Source organism: Sneathiella sp. P13V-1, assembly GCF_015143595.1.
Taxonomy (GTDB): domain Bacteria; phylum Pseudomonadota; class Alphaproteobacteria; order Sneathiellales; family Sneathiellaceae; genus Sneathiella.
The window spans coordinates 1,325,204-1,343,789 of the sequence record NZ_WYEU01000001.1 but is presented as its reverse complement, the minus strand read 5'-3'; the positions used below and the strand labels follow the sequence as shown (position 1 = coordinate 1,343,789).

18 protein-coding genes and 1 riboswitch are annotated in these 18,586 nt (G+C 48.5%); of the genes, 10 read left to right on the top strand and 8 right to left on the bottom strand.

Annotated elements, in window-relative coordinates:
• Nucleotides 1–11 precede the first annotated feature (11 nt).
• Together GUA87_RS06460 and GUA87_RS06455 are read right to left on the bottom strand one after the other, a co-directional pair.
• The gene (locus GUA87_RS06460) at nt 12–521 is read right to left on the bottom strand and encodes a 6,7-dimethyl-8-ribityllumazine synthase (protein ID WP_193715672.1); all 510 of its coding nucleotides are present in this window, start codon (nt 519–521) and stop codon (nt 12–14) included.
• Nucleotides 522–607: 86 nt separating this feature from the next.
• Nucleotides 608–747, bottom strand: a riboswitch (FMN riboswitch).
• Between the two features lie 78 nt (nt 748–825).
• A complete protein-coding gene (locus tag GUA87_RS06455) occupies nt 826–1,191 on the bottom strand; it encodes a response regulator (protein ID WP_193715671.1) in 366 nt (121 codons plus the stop codon).
• 65 nt (nt 1,192–1,256) lie between these two features.
• On the opposite strand from GUA87_RS06455, the gene GUA87_RS06450 reads away from it, so the two are divergent.
• The 6 genes from GUA87_RS06450 to GUA87_RS06425 all read left to right on the top strand — a co-directional run bounded on the left by GUA87_RS06450 (nt 1,257) and on the right by GUA87_RS06425 (nt 6,706).
• Nucleotides 1,257–1,610: a hypothetical protein gene (locus GUA87_RS06450; RefSeq protein WP_193715670.1), complete on the top strand. Its 354-nt coding sequence runs from the start codon at nt 1,257–1,259 to the stop codon at nt 1,608–1,610.
• Nucleotides 1,611–1,774: 164 nt separating this feature from the next.
• Nucleotides 1,775–3,109, top strand: coding sequence for a deoxyguanosinetriphosphate triphosphohydrolase (locus GUA87_RS06445; RefSeq protein ID WP_193715669.1), 1,335 nt, complete (start codon nt 1,775–1,777; stop codon nt 3,107–3,109).
• 98 nt (nt 3,110–3,207) lie between these two features.
• A complete protein-coding gene (locus GUA87_RS06440) occupies nt 3,208–4,314 on the top strand; it encodes a DUF2336 domain-containing protein (protein WP_193715668.1) in 1,107 nt (368 codons plus the stop codon).
• Nucleotides 4,315–4,450: 136 nt separating this feature from the next.
• Complete coding sequence (locus tag GUA87_RS06435) at nt 4,451–5,092, top strand: response regulator transcription factor (RefSeq protein ID WP_193715667.1); 642 nt, start codon at nt 4,451–4,453, stop codon at nt 5,090–5,092.
• A 63-nt stretch (nt 5,093–5,155) separates the two neighbouring features.
• Nucleotides 5,156–5,764: a 2-hydroxychromene-2-carboxylate isomerase gene (locus GUA87_RS06430; RefSeq protein WP_193715666.1), complete on the top strand. Its 609-nt coding sequence runs from the start codon at nt 5,156–5,158 to the stop codon at nt 5,762–5,764.
• Between the two features lie 3 nt (nt 5,765–5,767).
• A complete protein-coding gene (locus tag GUA87_RS06425) occupies nt 5,768–6,706 on the top strand; it encodes an alpha/beta hydrolase (protein WP_193715665.1) in 939 nt (312 codons plus the stop codon).
• A gap of 44 nt (nt 6,707–6,750) precedes the next feature.
• Here GUA87_RS06425 and GUA87_RS06420 read toward each other — a convergent pair whose 3' ends face one another.
• The 3 genes from GUA87_RS06420 to GUA87_RS06410 all read right to left on the bottom strand — a co-directional run bounded on the left by GUA87_RS06420 (nt 6,751) and on the right by GUA87_RS06410 (nt 10,403).
• On the bottom strand, nt 6,751–7,773 hold the full coding sequence (locus GUA87_RS06420; protein ID WP_193715664.1) for a Fe(3+) ABC transporter substrate-binding protein: 1,023 nt from the start codon (nt 7,771–7,773) through the stop codon (nt 6,751–6,753).
• A 155-nt stretch (nt 7,774–7,928) separates the two neighbouring features.
• Nucleotides 7,929–9,047, bottom strand: coding sequence for an alanine dehydrogenase (ald, locus tag GUA87_RS06415; RefSeq protein ID WP_193715663.1), 1,119 nt, complete (start codon nt 9,045–9,047; stop codon nt 7,929–7,931).
• Between the two features lie 27 nt (nt 9,048–9,074).
• Nucleotides 9,075–10,403 (bottom strand): aspartate aminotransferase family protein, encoded by a 1,329-nt coding sequence (locus tag GUA87_RS06410; RefSeq protein ID WP_193715662.1) that lies wholly within the window; start codon nt 10,401–10,403, stop codon nt 9,075–9,077.
• Nucleotides 10,404–10,558: 155 nt separating this feature from the next.
• Here GUA87_RS06410 and GUA87_RS06405 point away from each other — a divergent pair, with 155 nt between their 5' ends.
• On the top strand, nt 10,559–11,107 hold the full coding sequence (locus GUA87_RS06405; RefSeq protein ID WP_193715661.1) for a cupin domain-containing protein: 549 nt from the start codon (nt 10,559–10,561) through the stop codon (nt 11,105–11,107).
• Here the strand turns inward: GUA87_RS06405 and GUA87_RS06400 are convergent.
• Together GUA87_RS06400 and GUA87_RS06395 are read right to left on the bottom strand one after the other, a co-directional pair.
• On the bottom strand, nt 11,104–12,162 hold the full coding sequence (locus GUA87_RS06400; protein ID WP_193715660.1) for a quinone-dependent dihydroorotate dehydrogenase: 1,059 nt from the start codon (nt 12,160–12,162) through the stop codon (nt 11,104–11,106). The two genes, GUA87_RS06405 and GUA87_RS06400, sit on opposite strands and share 4 nt — an antisense overlap.
• An 11-nt stretch (nt 12,163–12,173) precedes the next feature.
• Nucleotides 12,174–12,515 (bottom strand): DUF952 domain-containing protein, encoded by a 342-nt coding sequence (locus GUA87_RS06395; RefSeq protein ID WP_193715659.1) that lies wholly within the window; start codon nt 12,513–12,515, stop codon nt 12,174–12,176.
• A 161-nt stretch (nt 12,516–12,676) separates the two neighbouring features.
• Between GUA87_RS06395 and GUA87_RS06390 the strand changes: the two genes are divergently transcribed.
• On the top strand, nt 12,677–13,522 hold the full coding sequence (locus tag GUA87_RS06390) for a branched-chain amino acid aminotransferase (RefSeq protein WP_193715658.1): 846 nt from the start codon (nt 12,677–12,679) through the stop codon (nt 13,520–13,522).
• 65 nt (nt 13,523–13,587) lie between these two features.
• Here GUA87_RS06390 and GUA87_RS06385 read toward each other — a convergent pair whose 3' ends face one another.
• Nucleotides 13,588–15,177 (bottom strand): lysine--tRNA ligase, encoded by a 1,590-nt coding sequence (locus tag GUA87_RS06385; RefSeq protein ID WP_193715657.1) that lies wholly within the window; start codon nt 15,175–15,177, stop codon nt 13,588–13,590.
• An 86-nt stretch (nt 15,178–15,263) separates the two neighbouring features.
• Here GUA87_RS06385 and GUA87_RS06380 point away from each other — a divergent pair, with 86 nt between their 5' ends.
• Nucleotides 15,264–18,053, top strand: a complete 2,790-nt coding sequence (locus tag GUA87_RS06380) for an ATP-dependent DNA helicase (RefSeq protein ID WP_193715656.1) — start codon at nt 15,264–15,266, stop codon at nt 18,051–18,053.
• 52 nt (nt 18,054–18,105) lie between these two features.
• Complete coding sequence (locus GUA87_RS06375; protein WP_193715655.1) at nt 18,106–18,513, top strand: tellurite resistance TerB family protein; 408 nt, start codon at nt 18,106–18,108, stop codon at nt 18,511–18,513.
• The last annotated feature ends 73 nt before the right edge of the window (nt 18,514–18,586 follow it).

The window sequence follows — 18,586 nt, the reverse complement described above, 5'->3', positions numbered from 1 at the left end:
CCCCTTTTTTTCTAAGATGCCAACCTCACATCTACTGGCAATTCAGCCAAATTGTTCAGCATCTGTACAGCCGCATTGGCAGCTTCCTGACCTTTATGAACAAAGTGGTTACGGAAGAAATCCATATGGGCGGGCACTTCCTGGAAATTATGCGGTGTCAATACAACGGATAGAACCGGGACACCTGTATCCAGTTGAACCCGCATCATCCCGTCCAGAACGGTGCCTGCGACAAAGTCATGACGGTAGATACCACCATCCACGATCAGTCCTGTTGCCATGATCAGGTCATACCCACCTGTCATCGCCAATTTCTGGGACATTAAAGGAATTTCAAGGCTTCCCGGGACGTCAAAAACTTCCACTTTGTCGCGAGATATTCCAGCCTTTTCCAGATCGACAATAAAAGCTTCGGTCGCTTGGGACACGATATCTTTATGCCAATTTGCCTGAATAACTGCGATTTTGCGGGATGAGCTTTTGACCTTAGGAAGGACACTTGCTTGTTTTTCTGTTGTCATTTTATGTGCCTCGTTTTCTTAAAAACATCAAAAACTCAAGGCAAGACAGACAAGCACCCACACACCACGGGTATGCGAGCCAAGTATGCTGTTCTCTTCCATCCGGACTATAACCGTCGGCTCTGGAGTTGCACCAGATCTGCTGACCCTGTTTGCACAGGCGCTCGCGGGCTTGAATATCATTCTTACCGCCGGTAGGGACTTTCACCCTGCCCTGAGAACGCTTCACCTCTATATGAGGCGTAACATCACCGGGATAATCTCATATCCCCGGCGTCAACGCAAGATGACAGAAATCACAAAATCAGGAGAGGGCTTTACGCAAATCCGCAAGGCTAATGGGTTTCGTGTAGCTTTGCACTTCAACAAGGCCACGTGCACTTCCGATGGTTTTAGCAAAATCCACATAGTGTGGATTATAGCCGGTAACGACCATAATGCGCGCCGAACAGCCTTCTTCAGCGAGCCAATTGACCAACTCGATGCCTTCCACCCCTGGCATCACCATATCAAGAATGATCACGGTCGGATCAAAATCCATATATGTCTGCTTGAAAACCTCAGCTTCATCAGTCACGCGGACTTCGTATCCCATGCCTTCGGCTACTTGCCTGACGAAATCAGCAAACATTTTTTCGTCATCAATAATTAGTGCGCGCTTATCACTCATTGCTAAAAAGGTTTTCTTTATTTAATTTCAAACAAATACATCATTAAACTATGTGAACATCATACATGTTTGAAGCAGATTTTACAAAAATTGTGCGCGAGGCAATTGTTTATAACCAATTGGAGCGGTATTTTTTCCCAAAGGGTGGCGAAATGGACAGTGTCGAAAGCCATTTCGACATTCAACCAGATATCCCGGAAATTGAAAAAGACAAAGCGTCTGCAGGAGGACTAAAACTATCCCATGCGCAACGCAGAATGCTGATGCTGCTTGTCGCCTTGTGGGAGGGAAACGAGGCAGACCGCGTCTTTTCAGAAGGGCTGGGAAGTATTTCCAAACTGATCCATTCCATGGATGCAAATAATCGCGAACTCACTGCTGACTTGATTATGACCTATCCGGGGTGGGGTAAAACATAACGTTAGTAATGTTAAAATTTGAGTCCTTTGAAACCGTTACATATTTGCACACCCCGTACGGGAAAAAATTATAATTTCTTCAAACTTCTCAATTAATATCCTTTGAAAAAGATGAACTAAGACCACTCATCAGAATCGGTGGCTCCCAGAAAGGTATGTGACTAATGATGGACTGGAACAAACTGCTCTCGACCAAGCGGTATGGTCAGGACTTTCTGGAACCCATATCAGATTCGCGAAGTCCCTTCCATAAAGATCAGGACAGGATTGTCTTTTCATCCGCTTTTCGAAGACTTCAAGATAAAACCCAAGTCCATTCAATGGCGGAAAGTGATTATGTCCGAACCCGGCTTACTCACTCCATGGAAGTGGCTTCTGTCGGCCGGTCTTTAGGCGCAAATGCTGGACAAGTGATCATTGATCGGCACATGAAAAATACCGATTTTTCTGCCGCTGAGTTTGGGCATATTGTCTCTGCCGCCTGTCTGGCACATGACATTGGCAATCCGCCTTTCGGACACTTCGGGGAAGAAACCATTCGCCACTGGTTTAAAACTGGACCTCTCGCAAAAGGGTACCTGAACAACCTGACGGAAACCCAAAAACAGGATTTCCTGAAATTTGAAGGCAACGCCCAGGGGTTCAGAATCCTGACACGCCTTCAAAACTGGCGCAATGATGGTGGACTTCGCCTCACTTATGCGACCCTCGGAACCTTCATGAAATATCCGAGAGTTTCTTCCATTGCCAACCCTTTGGCGAGAGACCAGGCGGCGAAGAAATTTGGTGTTATGCAGTCAGAGGCCGAATTCTTCAGAGAAATTGCAGCGGAAATCGGCCTTATAAGGCGCGGGCACGAAGATTACTGGTGTCGCCATCCCCTCACATATCTAGTGGAAGCCGCAGATGACATTTGTTATCTCGTCGTCGATATCGAAGACGGGTTTAAACTAGGTCGCCTGGAGTTTACTGAAACAGAAGAGCTTATGCTTGAAATTCTAGGCACTCCACCGGCCCGTTATGGAGAACTTGAGGATAAATCCGAGAAAATCTCTTATCTTCGCGCGAAATGCATTGGTCATTTGATCGGAGAAATTTCAGAAATCTTCGCAGACCACGAAAATCAAATCCTGTCAGGAACCTATAAGGGCGATCTACTTCATCACTCCCGCAGTGCCTCTGTTTTTGAACAGATCGAAGAATTATGCAGAAACAGCATTTTCAATCATAGAGAACGTGTTGAGGCAGAATTACGTGGCTCAGAAATTATCACCTGTTTGCTGGACGCTTTCTATACTGCAAACCATGAATGGGAAGCCTATCTGAAAGAAAAGGCGGCCCCCGCCCCCCGATCTCAAGTTATCATGAACCTGTTTCCCGAAAACAGAAATACACTAAAGGGCAGATATAACTGGTTGTTGGACATTACAGATTTTGTCTCCGGCATGACAGATTCCTTTGCCGTAAAACAATTTAAGGATTTAAAGGGTCTCCGGTAATTCACTCCCATTGCGTGCATTAATATTATATTATTTATTGCAATTTACCTTATAACAATACATGCTAATGTATTAACGCCGAATTAGGGTGCATTCTGGTGCAAACAATCGCAATTGATGTAACGGACGTAGATCTGTATATGTCCCAAACTGAAAGGGAGCGGCATTTCGCCGCTCAATCTGTTGCAGACAAATTCCTGAATACCCCTGTCGATTCTCCCAATCACGCCACTTATGAAAAATTGCTCAAACTCCCCTTGGGGGACAAGGATGAGCAGATTCAAAATCACGTTGCCTCGCTTGTTGCCAAAAGCCCGACACTGTCTGGAGGCATCGCCGTGCAGATCATTCTAAGTAACCTCAACCCCACGAACTGGCTGCTTCATCACTTTGAGAATTTTACGGAAAGCGACCTTTATACATTGGTGTTAGCGGGTAGCCAAAGCGTGCGGGACGCGATAGCTGAGCGCCCTGATCTAACCCACCAACTCACAGACTACATCTGCAAATACTGTGAATTGAGTACCGTTGAAATCTGTTTGAAGAATATGAGCTCTCCGATTACGGGAGGAGGATACAGAAATCTGTTAGATCGATTTGCCAGCAAATATCCGGGAATCATCAAACTGATCCTTAGCAGGAAATCCCTTCCCGAAAGTCTTATCAAACCTATTCTCTCCCAAACTGATATGGATCTGCAGGAGATATTGGCTGCATTTAAAACTGTCCCAATTGAAATTGAAAACAGAGCCATTGATACTAAGGAAGAGCAGAAACTGGCCAGCGTCATTGATATTAATTGGCCTGTTAAGCTTAAGAGAAAGGCCATCCACCAACTGTATGAAGATGGGCGCCTTACGCATACACTAATGCTGCGCAAATATTTGGCTCTGGACGGTGAGTTTCTTGTGATCGCACTGTCATCAAAGAGCGGCCGATCCGAACAAGAAATAACAGACCTTCTGCATGAGGGGAAAGAGAAACCGCTTTCTAAAATCCTGAAACAATCCTCCCCTCCAGAACACCTGATACCTGCTTTCAAGAAAATCACGCCCCAGATCCTTCGAATGAAAGACGCTTCAATAGAAGAAAAGGAAATTCTCCGCGCCAATTTCCTCCATCAGCTAAAGAATATCTACAATTTCCACGCACCGATGACCATCGAAGAAATCTTCGAAAAACTCCATCATTTTGGGGACATCTAAATTAAACCAGCGCGATAATACGAAAAATATTTTTCTTCTATACAGCTAATACTTGCATCTGTAACTTTTGTATAACAAACAAAAAAGTATGTTTTTTCGGTCCCCTACTCCACACTTGATGACCTGAGAAATAACAATGCGCGCCCTAGTAGCCGATCGACATGACTTGTTCAGAGAAAGTCTTACACGTTTATTTGAAGACATTCCTTTGCCGTCTGCCAAGGTTGTTGAAGCAAGTTGTCTGGAGTCGTTTTTCCGCGAATTAAGTGCTTTCACATATGACCTTATTGTGCTCAGCAGTAACATCTGCCCAAAAGGCAAGCCTGAAAACTGTGATATTTTCCGGATCAGGAATCTACAACCAAACACCCCCATGCTTTTGATTGAGGAAACCAAACCCACAAGGCTCTCTGCACTGACACCGTCTCATTCTCCAATTGATGATGTATTGGACAAATCCTGTGATATGGGAAGCTTTAAAACTGTTATAGAAAATCTATTGATATCCAAGGGAGAAGAAGGGCAACATCGCAAATCACGACTTCCTCCAAAAGCCACGCTATATTTTGGCGCAACGTCGAAACTAACACCACGACAACAGGACGTCTTGAGACTGATTGCTTTTGGAAAAAGCAACCGTGAGATTGCACGGCACTTGAAGTTATCAGAAGGAACGGTCAAGGTGCATGTCACTGCTATTTTGAGGGCTTTCGGTGTATCCAATAGAACCCAAGCCATGTTAGTGGCGCAGCGCCTCATGCAGAAATCTCAGATTTAAACTTTACCCTCCATGGACAATTCCTCTGTTGCTTGCCAATATATGGTTAAAAGGGAGGGAAAAATGACAATAACAATCGACTATTTCGGGGGATTATCCTCCCCTTGGACCTACCTCGGACATAACAGACTTCAGGAACTTGCCGATCAATACGATGCGAAAATACACTTCAAGCCTGTAGACCTGCAACGGATCTTCAGCCAGACGGGAGGCCTGCCGCTAGACAAGAGACCCCCGGCGAGACGCGCCTACCGTATGCAGGAGCTCATCAGATGGCGCGATGCAACGGGTGTGCAACTGCATCTTGAGCCAAAATATTTTCCAGTTCCCCATACCAAAGGTGCCTTGCTGATTATCGCAGCCGAACAGGCTGGCCACCCTGTCATGGAATTGGCGCACGCATATATGAAAGCTGTTTGGATGGAACAGCGCAATATTGACGATGAGGAAACGGTTATCACCATTGCCAACGAGCAAGGCCTGGATGGCACGTCATTATTCTTAAAAAGCAATGACGCTGATATTCTTGAAATTTACGAGGAATATACTGACGAAGCCCTGAGAAAAGGCGTTTTTGGCGCCCCCACCTATGTCATTGAAAATGATCTATTCTGGGGGCAGGATCGTCTGGATTTCGTTGAAAGAAAACTACAAGAAGTTGGAGGAAACTAACCAATGACACTCGACCCGCAGGCGAAATGGGTACTGGATATCGCTATCCAAAATAAGGTCCCCCCACTGGAAACAATGAACGCCACCGAAGCAAAGGCAGCCTATGAACAGCGTGCGCAGAAGTTATGCCTCAAAGATGTTCCTATCGGCAGTGTGAAGGATTTTGAGGTGCCTGGTCCAAATGGCCCTATCCCCGTACGCCTCTATAAACCTGTAAGCGGTGGGGACGACCTTCCTGTGCTTGTCTTTTTCCATGGCGGTGGATGGGTAATCGGTAGCCGCGACAGCCATGATGCTCTCTGCCGACAGGTTGCCAATGAAGGTGAATTTGCTGTCCTGTCCGTTGATTATCGCATGGGACCGGAATTTGCTTTTCCAGCCGCGCCGGAAGATTGCTTTACTGCCTATCAATGGACAGTCGAGAATATTTCATCCTACGGCTTGGACGCTTCTCGCATTGCGGTGGGCGGTGACAGCGCAGGTGGCAATCTAAGTGCCGTCGTATCTCTGATGGCGAGAGACAAAGGCATTCAAGCCCCTGTTTTTCAGTGGCTGATTTATCCCGCAACAGATGCCAAAATGGATACAGCCTCACATGAGGCACTGGCGGAAGGCTATTTTCTGACCCGTGATCTGATGAAGTGGTTCCAGGGGCATTACCTGCAGAATGAAGGTGATATTGACGACTGGCGTGCGTCTCCTCTCCAGGCGGTAAGTTTAGCGGATTTGCCACCCGCCCTAATACAAACAGCAGGATATGATCCCTTAAAAGACGAGGCAGTTGCCTATTGCACGCGTATGAACAAAGAAGGATCAACCGCCTCGCATACGGAATATCCCGGTATGATCCATGGATTTATCAATCTTGGTGGAGCAATTGATCAGGCCAATGAGGCTATCGCTGAAGGGGTTGCTGCTTTACAGGCTGCCTTTAGGACATAAAAAAAGGGGCCACAAGGCCCCTTTTCAATTTCATGAAGATGGACTTATCGCCATCCTACACGGTCGAAGATTTTGACAGCTTCAACCTGACTATCTGCGACTTTATCGAGGCCGATTACATCGAATTTTGGTTTACCCCAAGAGGCAACTGTTCCATCCAATTCTACACCAGCAAGTACAGGATATTCATAGTTAGAAGACGCATAAAATTTCTGCGCTTTTTCGCCTGATAAAAACTCGATCAGCTTGATCGCAGCTTCTTTGTTCTTGGACGCCTTGGTTACAGCGGCACCAGATATATTCACGTGCGCACCGCGACCATCCTGGTTAGGCCAGAACATCGCTGTTTTCGCTGCTGCTGCTTTTTGCGCTTCGTCTTTGCCGTTCACCATTTTCCCGTAGTAATACGTGTTTCCGACAGCCACATCACATTCACCAGCCGCAGCTGCTTTAATCTGATCACGGTCACCGCCCTGTGGTTTACGTGCAAGATTTGCTTTGATACCAGCTGCCCATTTTTCAGCGGCTTCCGCACCGAGATTTGCAATCATGGAGGCCATCAGAGACTGGTTATAGACGTTGGAAGAAGAACGAATGCAGATACGACCCTTCCATTTTGGATCTGCCAGATCTTCATATGTGGAAAGTTCTTCCGCTTTGACACGGTCTTTCGCAAAAAAGATCACACGGCTGCGTACAGTTAAGCCATACCATACGCCTTCAGGATCGCGATACTGCGATGGGATATTCGCGTTCAGCTTGTCAGAAGAAACAGACTGCAACACACCTGCCGCTTTATGCGCCTGTAGGCGGCTGATATCTGTTGTGAGGATGGCGTCAGCCGGGCTGTTCATACCTTCAGATTTCAGACGCTGCAGCATCCCTTTTTTGGCGAAAACGACATTTACCTTAATGCCTGTATCTTTTTCAAACTCATCCAGGATGGGACGGATCAGCTTTTCCTGACGATAAGAATACAGATTCACTTCTTCTGCATAGGCGGCAGTTGTGCCTGCGACAGACGTCATGAGTGCCGCAGCGGCAAAAAGACCAAAAGAGACGCGCATTACATTTCCTCTAACATGCGAATGATTATCATTTACAGCCGTATATCACTCCAAAAAACTAAAGGCAACTAATTATGATAATCGTTCGCAAATATATTTCCAAAAAAATGGGAAAGCGATTCCGCTTTCCCGCTCGTTGAAATCTCTCTTAACAGTTACGCTGCAATGGCGCTTTGCGCTGAAACAAATGATTTACCTAAATCACGGGCAACTGCTTCATTGGTCAGGTTGCCATGATGGACATTCAGACCTTCCAGAAGATATGGGTCATCGGCCAGAGCTTGCTTATAACCCTTGTCCGCCAGCGCCAAGGTAAATGGCATGGTTGCATTGTTAAGTGCAAAGGTTGATGTACGGGCCACACCGCCTGGCATATTTGCCACGCAGTAATGAACAACACCTTCCACCTCAAAGGTTGGCTCCAGATGCGTTGTGGCGCGGGAGGTTTCAAAACACCCACCCTGATCAATGGCAACGTCCACGACAACGGATCCCTGCTTCATTTTCTTCAAGTGACCTGTATTCACCAGTTTTGGCGCTGCCGCGCCCGGAATTAGCACAGCACCGATTACCAGATCTGCATTTGTGACATATTCTTCAACCGTGTCCGCATTGGAGTAGATCGTTTTAAGCTGCGGCCCATAAAGACCATCCAGTTCCGCAAGGCGCGGAATGGAACGATCCAGAACGGTAACATTCGCGCCCATACCCAGTGCCATACGTGCCGCGTTAACACCCACGACGCCACCGCCAAGTACGACAACATTGGCAGCAGGAACACCCGGAACACCACCTAGCAAGATACCTTCACCGCCCTGACGCATCTCAAGGCAATGGGCACCTGCCTGAATAGACATGCGGCCTGCAACTTCACTCATTGGTGCCAAAAGAGGCAGACCACCACGGGCGCTTGTTACTGTTTCATAGGCAATTGCCACGCATCCAGAATCAAGCAGACCCTGCGCTTGAACAGGATCCGGGGCCAAATGCAGATATGTGAACAGAATCTGGCCTTCACGCAACATAGCGCATTCTTGTGGTTGAGGCTCTTTCACCTTCACAATCATATCGGCAGACGCAAAAATCTCCTCTGCCGTTTCTGCGATTTTGGCACCTGCCGAGATATATAAATCGTCGGTCAGACCAATTTTCGCACCACCGTCTTTTTGCACGACCACCTGGTGGCCATGAGCAACCGCTTCACGCACGGCTGCAGGTGTCATCCCGACGCGGGATTCCAGCGTCTTAATTTCTGCAGGAACACCAATCAACATGATTAAATACCTTTATAAAAATAAATGTTAGTCGAGCGCGTTCAAAACATCGCGCAGGGTTTCAAAAATCTGGTCAATCTGCGGCTTATCAATAATAAGCGGAGGGGACAGGGCGATAATGTCGCCAGTTGTCCGAATAAGGACGCCTTTTTCGTAGGCTTTCAAAAACGCATCAAACGCCCGTGCTGTCGGTTTGCCTTCAATTGGCGCCAGTTCGATTGCACCGATCAAGCCAAGGTTACGGATATCAATAACGTTTTTACAGTCTTTCAGGGAATGAACGGCATCTTCCCAATATGGGGCAAGATCATTTGCGCGTTCAAACAGACCTTCTTCCTTGTAGATATCCAAAGTTGCAAGACCTGCCGCAGCGGCAACCGGATGACCGGAATATGTATAGCCATGGAACAGCTCGATCATATTCTCTGGACCGGTCATAAAAGTGTTGTAAATCTCTGAAGAACAAGCCACGCCACCCATAGGGATCGTGCCGCTGGTCAGGCCTTTAGCCATTGTGATCATGTCAGGTTGAACACCGAAATAGTCAGTCGCGAAAGAAGAACCCAAACGACCAAAACCAGTAATCACTTCATCAAAAATCAGCAGGATACCGTGTTTTGTACAAATCTCGCGCAAGCGCTCCAGATAGCCTTTTGGAGGCATGATCACACCGGTGGATCCGGCAATAGGCTCTACGATCACGGCGGCGATAGTGGATGCATCGTGAAGGGTCACAATCCGCTCCAGTTCATCCGCGAGTTCTGCGCCATGTTCAGGGATACCACGGGAGAAGGCGTTTTTCTCAGGCAGATGTGTATGCGGCATATGATCTACACCCGCGAGCAGCGTGCCAAAATTTTTCCGGTTGGCAACGATACCACCGACGGAGATACCACCAAAGCCAACACCATGATAACCACGCTCCCGGCCGATCAGACGGGTACGGGCACCCTCCCCTTTGGCACGGTGATATGCCAATGCAATTTTAAGCGCTGTATCAACGGATTCAGAACCTGAATTTGTGAAAAACACATGATCCAGACCGTTTGGCAACATAGCAGAAACTCGCGCTGCCAATTCAAACACTTTTGGATGACCCATTTGGAAAGCAGGAGCATAGTCCAGTTCGCCGATTTGGCTGCTGACAGCCTCGACAATTTTCTGGCGCGCATGACCCGCGTTACAACACCAAAGGCCTGCGGTTCCATCCAGAACCTGCTTACCTTCTGCATTTTGGTAATACATGTCTTTGGCACTTACCAACATACGTGGGTTGGATTTAAACTGGCGGTTTGCCGTAAATGGCATCCAGAAGGCATCCATATTGTTGGCGGCACTTGTAGAATTACTGCTCATCACTCACTCCCTGTCAAGAATTGGGAAAGACCGTATCAAGGTAATTAAACTACACAAGCATAAAATTTTTCCGCAGTTTTCTGCGCTCTTCAATTTACTTCCGTGGTTAATGTGTTTAATATACTAACCACTATTTTGAATCTGGATTTAGCGATATGGATATTGATATAGGGTCCCGCCTGCGCGCGTTAAGGGCGCAACATGGATTATCCCAAAGAGAATTGGCAAAACGCGCCGGCGTTACAAACGGCACCATTTCCATGATAGAGCAAAACCGGATCAGTCCCTCTGTCGGCTCCTTGAAAAAGGTGCTAGATGGAATACCCATCGCCATGTCCGAGTTTTTCGCGAGCGACTTTTCTACAAACCGGAAAATCTTTTTCGCGGAAAAAGACCTCACCACCATTTCCGACGGCAAAATTCAATATAAACAGGTGGGCCGCGATTTAACCGGAAAAGCATTGCAGGTTCTGCACGAAACCTATCATCCGGGCGCTGATACGGGACGCAATATGCTCACCCATCACGGGGAAGAATCAGGAGTGGTTGTCAAAGGAAAACTGGAAGTCACCGTTGGAGCAGAAATCAAGGTATTAAAAGCCGGTGATGCTTTCTATTTCGAAAGCCACCAACCCCATCGTTTTCGCTGTATCGGGGATGAAGACGCTGTTGTGGTCAGCGCCTGCACCCCACCAAGTTTCTAAAGTTTTACATCCACGCCAATGGCATCTTCAACACTTGAATAGCCATCTCTCTTAAGAAGACCAGCAAGCCCTTTAGCCATATGATGGGCCAAATACGGCCCCTCATAAACCATGGCGGAATAAAACTGGATCAGGCTTGCGCCCGCACGAATACGGGCGTAGGCATCTTCAGCACTTGCGATACCCCCAACACCCACAAGCGGAATATCACCGCCTGTCAGTTTATACATATCCGCCATCAATTCTTGAGCAATGGGTTTAAGCGGAGCGCCACTTAAACCGCCAGTTTCCGTTTTTTGCCCACTTCGCAAGCTGTCTGGCCGGGTAATGGTCGTATTGTTAATAATCAGACCATCCAGATTTGTGGATTTTGCAACGGTGGCAATATCTTCTTTATCTTCACCTGTCAGATCGGGCGCAATTTTAAGAAGCAACGGGATATTTTGCTCTCGCTCCCGCGGTAGGTTTTTACGGGCTTCCATAAGACGGCCGAGCAATTCTTCCAACTCCCCGCGCCCTTGCAAGGCCCGAAGCCCCGGTGTGTTGGGAGAAGAGATATTTACCGTCACATAATCCGAAAACGGGCTCAAGGCCTCAAGGCCTTTCACATAATCACCTATGCGATCTTCACTGGTTTTATTGGCCCCAAGATTGGCGCCGACAATGCCGCTCCGCCGCGGTTTGGAAAAGTTTGAAATCGCCGCCTGCAAGCCCCGGTTATTAAACCCGAGACGGTTTATAACCGCCTTGTCTTCTTCCAATCTAAACACCCGCGGTTTTGGGTTTCCATCCTGCGCCCGCGGGGTAACGCTGCCCGCTTCAACAAAACCAAAACCCAGACCTAACAGTGAATCAAGTACATCCCCGTTCTTATCGAATCCGGCGGACAACCCGATAGGGTTTGGAAAATCCAGACCAAAACGACTGATATTGAGAACCGGATCCACATCAGCAGGCACTGCTTTCATAAGGCCTGATTGAAGGCCTTTAATGGAAAGCCCGTGTGCTTTCTCGGGATCCATTAGAAACAACGCGCGGGAAAGTAACTTGTACATGTTTCGCTGCCTCATCCAAGTTCCGGGAAAATATGAACCCCATCATCCCCAAGCGGCAGCGGTTCCACCTTATCCACCAGCTTCACATCCAGCGCTTCATATAGATGCGGGAAAAGAATACCGCCGCGGGCAGGCTCCCACACCAACTTATCTTCCATTTTTTCTGAGTTGACCGTAATCAGAACCAAATCCATCTCACCAGCACGATGTTTGGCGGCGCTTCCTTTGATGGTTTCAGCGGTGGAGAAATGCATATAGCCATCGGCTTTATCCATCGCCGTGCCCTCATATTTGCCGTCTTTTACCGCTTGTTCCCAATCGGGACGGTTTGCCATGTGATAAATCAAAGTCATCTTAACGCCTCAGCCATCTATTTGCCCGCAACCTACCCGATCCAACACCTTTTGAACAGGGGCAACAAACACCTTCACGGCAAGTTAGGTTGCAGGGGCATGGGTGTTTCTGATATGGGTGTGGATCATTCTTTTTTCGATAAATGACAGGAATTCGAAATATGGCTGGTGTCTATTTTTATGACGGCAAATGGTATGATGAAAACCCACGCATCCTAGGCCCGGAAGATCATGCTTTCTGGATGTCTTCATCCGTGTTTGACGGTGCCCGTTCTTTTCGGGGTATGGCCCCGGATCTGGACCTGCACTGTGAACGCCTTGGTCGTTCAGCTCAAGCGTTGGGCATGACACCAACAATGGAAAGCGGTGAAATTGTTGAACTGTGTAAGACGGCCATCAAGAAATTACCGAAAGAATCTGAACTGTATATTCGCCCGATGTATTTTGCCCGCGGTGGCTTTATCGACCCGGATCCGGCAAGCACAGATTTCGTTCTCGCGGTTTATGACAGCCCGATGCCAGATTCAGGTGGCTTCAGTGCGCATTTCTCGCCACTTCGTCGCCCCGCAAGTGACATGGCCCCGACAAATGCGAAAGCATCTGCGTTATATCCGAACTCAGGCCGCGCAGTTGCCCACGCCCGTCAGCTTGGTTTCGATAACGCCATTATGATGGACGCCAATAATAACGTCGCTGAATTTGCCACTTCCAACATCTGGACAGTTAAAGACGGTGTTGCATTTACACCGGCACCAACCGGCTGCTTCCTTGCAGGTATTACACGTGCCCGCGTTATCAAACTTGCTGAAGAAGCAGGTATTGAGGTAAGCGAAACCTTCATGAGCAAGGAAGACATCATGACAGCTGATGAAGTCTTTAACAGCGGCAACTACGGCAAAATCATGCCGGTCACCCGCGTTGAAGACCGTGAATTCCAACCGGGCCCTGTCGCATCAAAACTACGCGATATGTATATGGACTTCTCGAAAGCAAGCCAGATCTTTTAAGACTGGTTTTAGTAACAAAAAAGGCCGCAAATTATTGCGGCCTTTTTTATTGATTTTTCTTGGGCTTATCCAGCGGCGAGATCTTCACCTGCCAGAACCCGCTCGATCAACGCTGTGCTTTCCTTCACGCCATACAAGGAAATGAAAGATCCCATGCGCGGACCTTGAGATTGACCAAGAAGCGTTTCGTAAAGCGCCTTGAACCAATCACGCAGGTTTTCAAATTCATGATCTTTACCCACCTGGAAGACCATGCTTTGTAGGTCACCAGCATCGGTTGTTTGGTCTGCCTCTTTCAGCATGCCAACCAGCTGTTCCATTGCCGCTTTTTCCTGATCTGTTGGCTGACGGTATTTTTTGTGTGGCTTCACAAAATCATTATAGTAAGCCACCGCATAGCCCGCCAATTGATCCAGCGCCGGATTATTTTCTGGTGTCGCACCATCCGCATAGCGGCTGATAAAGCCCCACAGAACAGATTTGTCATCAGGGTTCACAACCGCGGCGAGGTTCAGCAACATACCAAAGGAAATTGGCATATTGGCCGCAGGAGGATTACCGTTATGAAGATGCCAAACCGGGTTGCCAAATTGCTGTTTGGCTTCCTGCTCAGGGAATTTATCCAGGAATGTGTAATATTCATCAACCGCTTTCGGAATCACGTCAAAATAGAGACGCTTCGCCTTTTTCGGGTTCTGATACATGTATAGCGCAAGACTTTCAGGTGACGCATAGGTCAGCCATTCTTCAATGCTGATCCCGTTACCTTTAGACTTGGAAATTTTCTTTCCATCCTGATCGAGGAACAGTTCGTAGTTAAAGCCTTCAGGTGGTTTCTTACCCAGAATGCGCACGATCTTACTAGACAAGGTCACACTATCAATGAGGTCTTTACCTGCCATTTCATAGTCAACTTCCAGCGCATGCCAGCGCATGGCCCAGTCCACTTTCCACTGCAGCTTACAATGGCCACCAGTGACCGGAACGGTTATCTCTTCCCCTGTTTCAGGATCGTTATATGTCACCGTTGCCGCATCCACATCACGGGTAATAATTGGCACCTGCAACACTTTTCCAGTGCGCGGACATACCGGCAGGAACGGTGAATAGGTTGCCTGACGCTCCTCACCCAAAGTTGGCAGGATGACATTGATAACCTGGTCATATTTTTCAAGAACCAGTTTCAGTGTGTCGTCAAACTCACCAGATTTGTAGGCTTCTGTTGATGATTTAAATTCATAATCAAAACCGAACTGATCCAAGAAAGCGATCAGGCGGCTATTGTTATGCTCACCAAAGCTGTTATGTGTACCAAATGGATCAGGCACAGCCGTCAGTGGCTTGTCCAGATTTTCAGCCAACAGTTCTTTGTTGGGAACATTGTCTGGAACTTTACGCAGTCCATCCATATCGTCAGAGAATGCAACCAGTTTAGTTGGAATGTCAGACAGCTTCTGAAAGGCATGCATTACCCATGTTGTGCGCGCCACTTCGCCAAAAGTCCCAAGATGCGGCAGGCCTGATGGGCCATAGCCAGTTTCAAAAAGGACGTATCCCTTGGCAGGCGCTTCTTTCGCATAACGATCTGCAAGTTTCTTCGCCTCGGCAAACGCCCAGGAGTTGCTAGACAGCGCGATTTCAGCATCTGATGACATTATTTACTCTCCATATTTGTCGTCGGCGGAATTTAGGCGTACAAAGTGACGGCGTCAACGAAACGGTGGGATTAACTTAAAGTATTATGGAAGAAAACCAGACAGACAGGCAAAAGGGAGACAATGGCGGGGAAATCCGCCTGCCGGAAGCCCCTGTTCTGGTGGTCTATGGCAGTCACGTCACATGGTTGACCAGTGACGGTGAAATTGTCGAAGAATCAGTAAATGAGGCCATTCCCAAAATCGGTGATGTGCCGCCACTTGTTATCCATCGTTTGGCAACTGCCCGAAAAATGGGCCTGAACCCATTTACTGCTTTCGATATTCTGGAGCTGTTTGCGTTCACTTGCCCTGCGAAATCCTGCCTGCCAACCGCCCGCGGCATCGCGCAAGCGCTGGGGTTAGACGAACCTGACAGCTTAGAAGATCAAGCCTTCAGATTGTATGAGGTTGTGAACCTTCTTCTGGATCGCTTAACGCGCTTACCGGCAGATCATCGAAAAGCAGCTTCCCGCATCGCGATGACGATGGGACAGGCGGGCTGGAATTGGGCCCCGTATGTTTTGGCCGCATTGGGTGTCGCAGAAGGCAAAGGTCCCTATGGCGGGCTTGATATTTGGAAAGATCTGCCGGAATGGCCTGATTTTGCCCCCGACCCGCCGCCCGATGATGAACCGGTAAGCGATCAGGAAGCCCGCGTGCGTCTTCAGGAGATTTTACATGAAGGGGCGGAAGCCCGTCCCCAACAAGCTGACTTCAGTGCGGCGGCATCCCATGCCTTCACCCCACGGGAGCAAGAAGATTGCCCGCGCCTTGTGCTGGCGGAGGCTGGCACTGGTACGGGTAAAACCTTGGGTTATATCGCCCCGGCGAGTGTTTGGGCGGAGAAAAACGGAACCGCCGTCTGGATTTCTACCTACACAAAGAACCTGCAACGTCAAATTGATGAAGAACTGGACCGGCTTTACCCCGATCCCGCCATCAAACGCCAAAAAGCCGTGGTTCGTAAAGGCCGCGAAAATTACGTCTGCCTTCTAAATTATGAAGAAGCATTGCAGGGCGGCGCAGCCATGGCCGGAGACCGTATTATCTTGGGCATGATTGCCCGTTGGTTATCTGCGACCCGTGATGGCGATATGGGCGGCGACCTGCCGGGATGGTTATTTGAACTTGCAGGACATGGCCGGATTAACCGACTGGCGGATCGACGGGGGGAATGCATTTACTCCGCCTGTAGTCATTACAAGAAATGCTTTATCGAGAAATCTACGCGCAAAGCCCGCAAAGCAGATATCGTCATTGCCAATCATGCGCTTGTCATGATCAATGCCGCTTCTCGCCCGGATGATCCAAACCTGCCAAAGCGTCATGTTTTTGACGAAGGGCATCATTTGTTTGATGCGGCTGACAGCGCCTTTTCTGTTCATCTAACCGGCCTTGAAGGCGCAGAACTTCGCCGCTGGATATCAGGAAGTGATACCGCCCGGAAAGGCCGTATGCGCGGCCTTGAAAAGCGCATTTCTGACCTGCTTGGCGACAATGAAGAAGGCCAAGCTCATCTGCAGGATGCTATCAACGCAAGCTTTTGCCTGCCAAAAGATGGATGGATGAAACGGCTGGAAGATGGCCTTCCCAATGGCCCCATGGAAACTTTCCTCCACTTAATCAAAGGGCAGGTACGGGCGCGTTCTGGTGCCCCGGATAGCCCCTATAGCATCGAATGTGCCGCCACTGAATTTGTGGATGGGGTTGAAGAAGCGGCACTCAAACTTGAAAAAGCGCTGGCCGATTTGGCAACCCCGTTGATGAAACTCGCCAAGACATTGGTGAAACGCCTTGATGAAGATGCGGAGGAGCTGGATACCGCCACACGCCAAAGGATCGAAGCTGCGGTTCAGGGCTTGTCCCGACGAACAGCCACCATGATCTCGCCATGGATTGATATCCTTAAAAACCTGAACGAGCCAACACCTGACGCCTTTGTGGACTGGTTGGGTTTGGAGCGCGTGGGAGGACGTGATTTTGATTTAGGTTATTACCGAAGCTGGGTCGACCCAACGAAGCCCTTCTCCGAAGTTATGTTGAAACCCTCCCATGGTGTTTTAATTGCCTCAGCAACTTTGCGTGATCAAATCGAAGAAGATGATGACTGGACCTCCGCTGATATGCGTACCGGTGCCAGTCATCTGGTCCTGCCGCCCAAACGCACGCATCTGACATCCCCGTTTGATTTCAAAAACCGTACACGGGTCATTGTTGTCACCGATGTACGGCGTGATCATATGAAAGAGGTGTCCAGCGCCTATCGTGAACTTTTCCTTGCGGCAGGAGGTGGCGGCATCGGTCTGTTCACCGCTATCTGGCGCTTGCGTGAAGTGCACAAAAACATCGCCGATAGCATGTCCGAAAACGGTATTGATCTCTATGCGCAGCACATGGATGCCATGGATACAGCAACTTTGGTGGATATCTTCCGCGAGGAGGAGAACTCCGTTCTGTTGGGAACGGATGCTGTTCGCGATGGTGTTGATGTCCCCGGACGTTCTTTGCGCTTGATGGTATTTGACCGCGTCCCATGGCCTCGCCCGGATTTGAAACACAAAGCCCGAAAAGCCGCCTTTGGGGGAAGTCGCTACGATGATATGCTCACCCGGTTGAAGCTGAAACAGGCCTATGGTCGCCTTCTTCGCCGCGATACTGACTATGGTGTGTTTGTCATGTTAGACAGTATGATGCCATCCAGATTAGCAACGGCTTTCCCGCCCGGTGTTGAAATTGAGAGGGTGGGATTGAAAGACGCCATAAGCCTCACACGGAATTTCCTGGCGGAGAAAGAGCAGGAAGAGGCAAAAATTTCCTTGGATATTAAAAGCTGATCGCCATATCCTGCTCTAACGAAATAAAACTTTGCAACAGGAGCAAAACTGAATGTCCCTAAATCTTCATACCGCACTGATTTCGACCATGGTGATCGTTTCCGCGGCTGACGGCGACATGACAGACCGCGAATTTAATACAATTGGTGAAGTCGTCCGTATGCTTCCGATTTTTGCGGAATATAACGAAGAACATCTGCCAGCGGACGCCAAAAGCTCCATGGAATTGCTGCAGGAAACCGAAGGCTTGGATGCCATGGTCGCCAAGATCAAGGCCGTTCTTCCAAAGAAACTTCACGATATGGCCTATGCCTTGGCGTGTGACATTGCTGTATGTGATGGACAGTTAAGTCAGGAAGAATTGCGCCTTCTTGAAATCCTACGTCATGGCCTGAATGTGGATCGTTTAACAGCCGCAGCCATCGAACGCGGTGCAGCGACGCGCTTCCAGCGCCTCTAGACCATTATCCCGTAGAAATCCCTCCCATTTTATTATATTATTCTTAATTAAATAAAACTAATGGGAGGGACAA

What these genes read in the sequence shown, in the direction of transcription:
- GUA87_RS06460 (WP_193715672.1), bottom strand. Translation starts at nt 521, where the DNA reads ATGACAACAGAAAAACAAGCAAGTGTCCTTCCTAAGGTCAAAAGCTCA.
- GUA87_RS06455 (WP_193715671.1), bottom strand. Translation starts at nt 1,191, where the DNA reads ATGAGTGATAAGCGCGCACTAATTATTGATGACGAAAAAATGTTTGCT.
- GUA87_RS06450 (WP_193715670.1), top strand. Translation starts at nt 1,257, where the DNA reads ATGTTTGAAGCAGATTTTACAAAAATTGTGCGCGAGGCAATTGTTTAT.
- GUA87_RS06445 (WP_193715669.1), top strand. Translation starts at nt 1,775, where the DNA reads ATGATGGACTGGAACAAACTGCTCTCGACCAAGCGGTATGGTCAGGAC.
- GUA87_RS06435 (WP_193715667.1), top strand. Translation starts at nt 4,451, where the DNA reads ATGCGCGCCCTAGTAGCCGATCGACATGACTTGTTCAGAGAAAGTCTT.
- GUA87_RS06430 (WP_193715666.1), top strand. Translation starts at nt 5,156, where the DNA reads ATGACAATAACAATCGACTATTTCGGGGGATTATCCTCCCCTTGGACC.
- GUA87_RS06425 (WP_193715665.1), top strand. Translation starts at nt 5,768, where the DNA reads ATGACACTCGACCCGCAGGCGAAATGGGTACTGGATATCGCTATCCAA.
- GUA87_RS06420 (WP_193715664.1), bottom strand. Translation starts at nt 7,773, where the DNA reads ATGCGCGTCTCTTTTGGTCTTTTTGCCGCTGCGGCACTCATGACGTCT.
- ald (WP_193715663.1), bottom strand. Translation starts at nt 9,047, where the DNA reads ATGTTGATTGGTGTTCCTGCAGAAATTAAGACGCTGGAATCCCGCGTC.
- GUA87_RS06410 (WP_193715662.1), bottom strand. Translation starts at nt 10,403, where the DNA reads ATGAGCAGTAATTCTACAAGTGCCGCCAACAATATGGATGCCTTCTGG.
- GUA87_RS06405 (WP_193715661.1), top strand. Translation starts at nt 10,559, where the DNA reads ATGGATATTGATATAGGGTCCCGCCTGCGCGCGTTAAGGGCGCAACAT.
- GUA87_RS06400 (WP_193715660.1), bottom strand. Translation starts at nt 12,162, where the DNA reads ATGTACAAGTTACTTTCCCGCGCGTTGTTTCTAATGGATCCCGAGAAA.
- GUA87_RS06395 (WP_193715659.1), bottom strand. Translation starts at nt 12,515, where the DNA reads ATGACTTTGATTTATCACATGGCAAACCGTCCCGATTGGGAACAAGCG.
- GUA87_RS06390 (WP_193715658.1), top strand. Translation starts at nt 12,677, where the DNA reads ATGGCTGGTGTCTATTTTTATGACGGCAAATGGTATGATGAAAACCCA.
- GUA87_RS06385 (WP_193715657.1), bottom strand. Translation starts at nt 15,177, where the DNA reads ATGTCATCAGATGCTGAAATCGCGCTGTCTAGCAACTCCTGGGCGTTT.
- GUA87_RS06380 (WP_193715656.1), top strand. Translation starts at nt 15,264, where the DNA reads ATGGAAGAAAACCAGACAGACAGGCAAAAGGGAGACAATGGCGGGGAA.
- GUA87_RS06375 (WP_193715655.1), top strand. Translation starts at nt 18,106, where the DNA reads ATGTCCCTAAATCTTCATACCGCACTGATTTCGACCATGGTGATCGTT.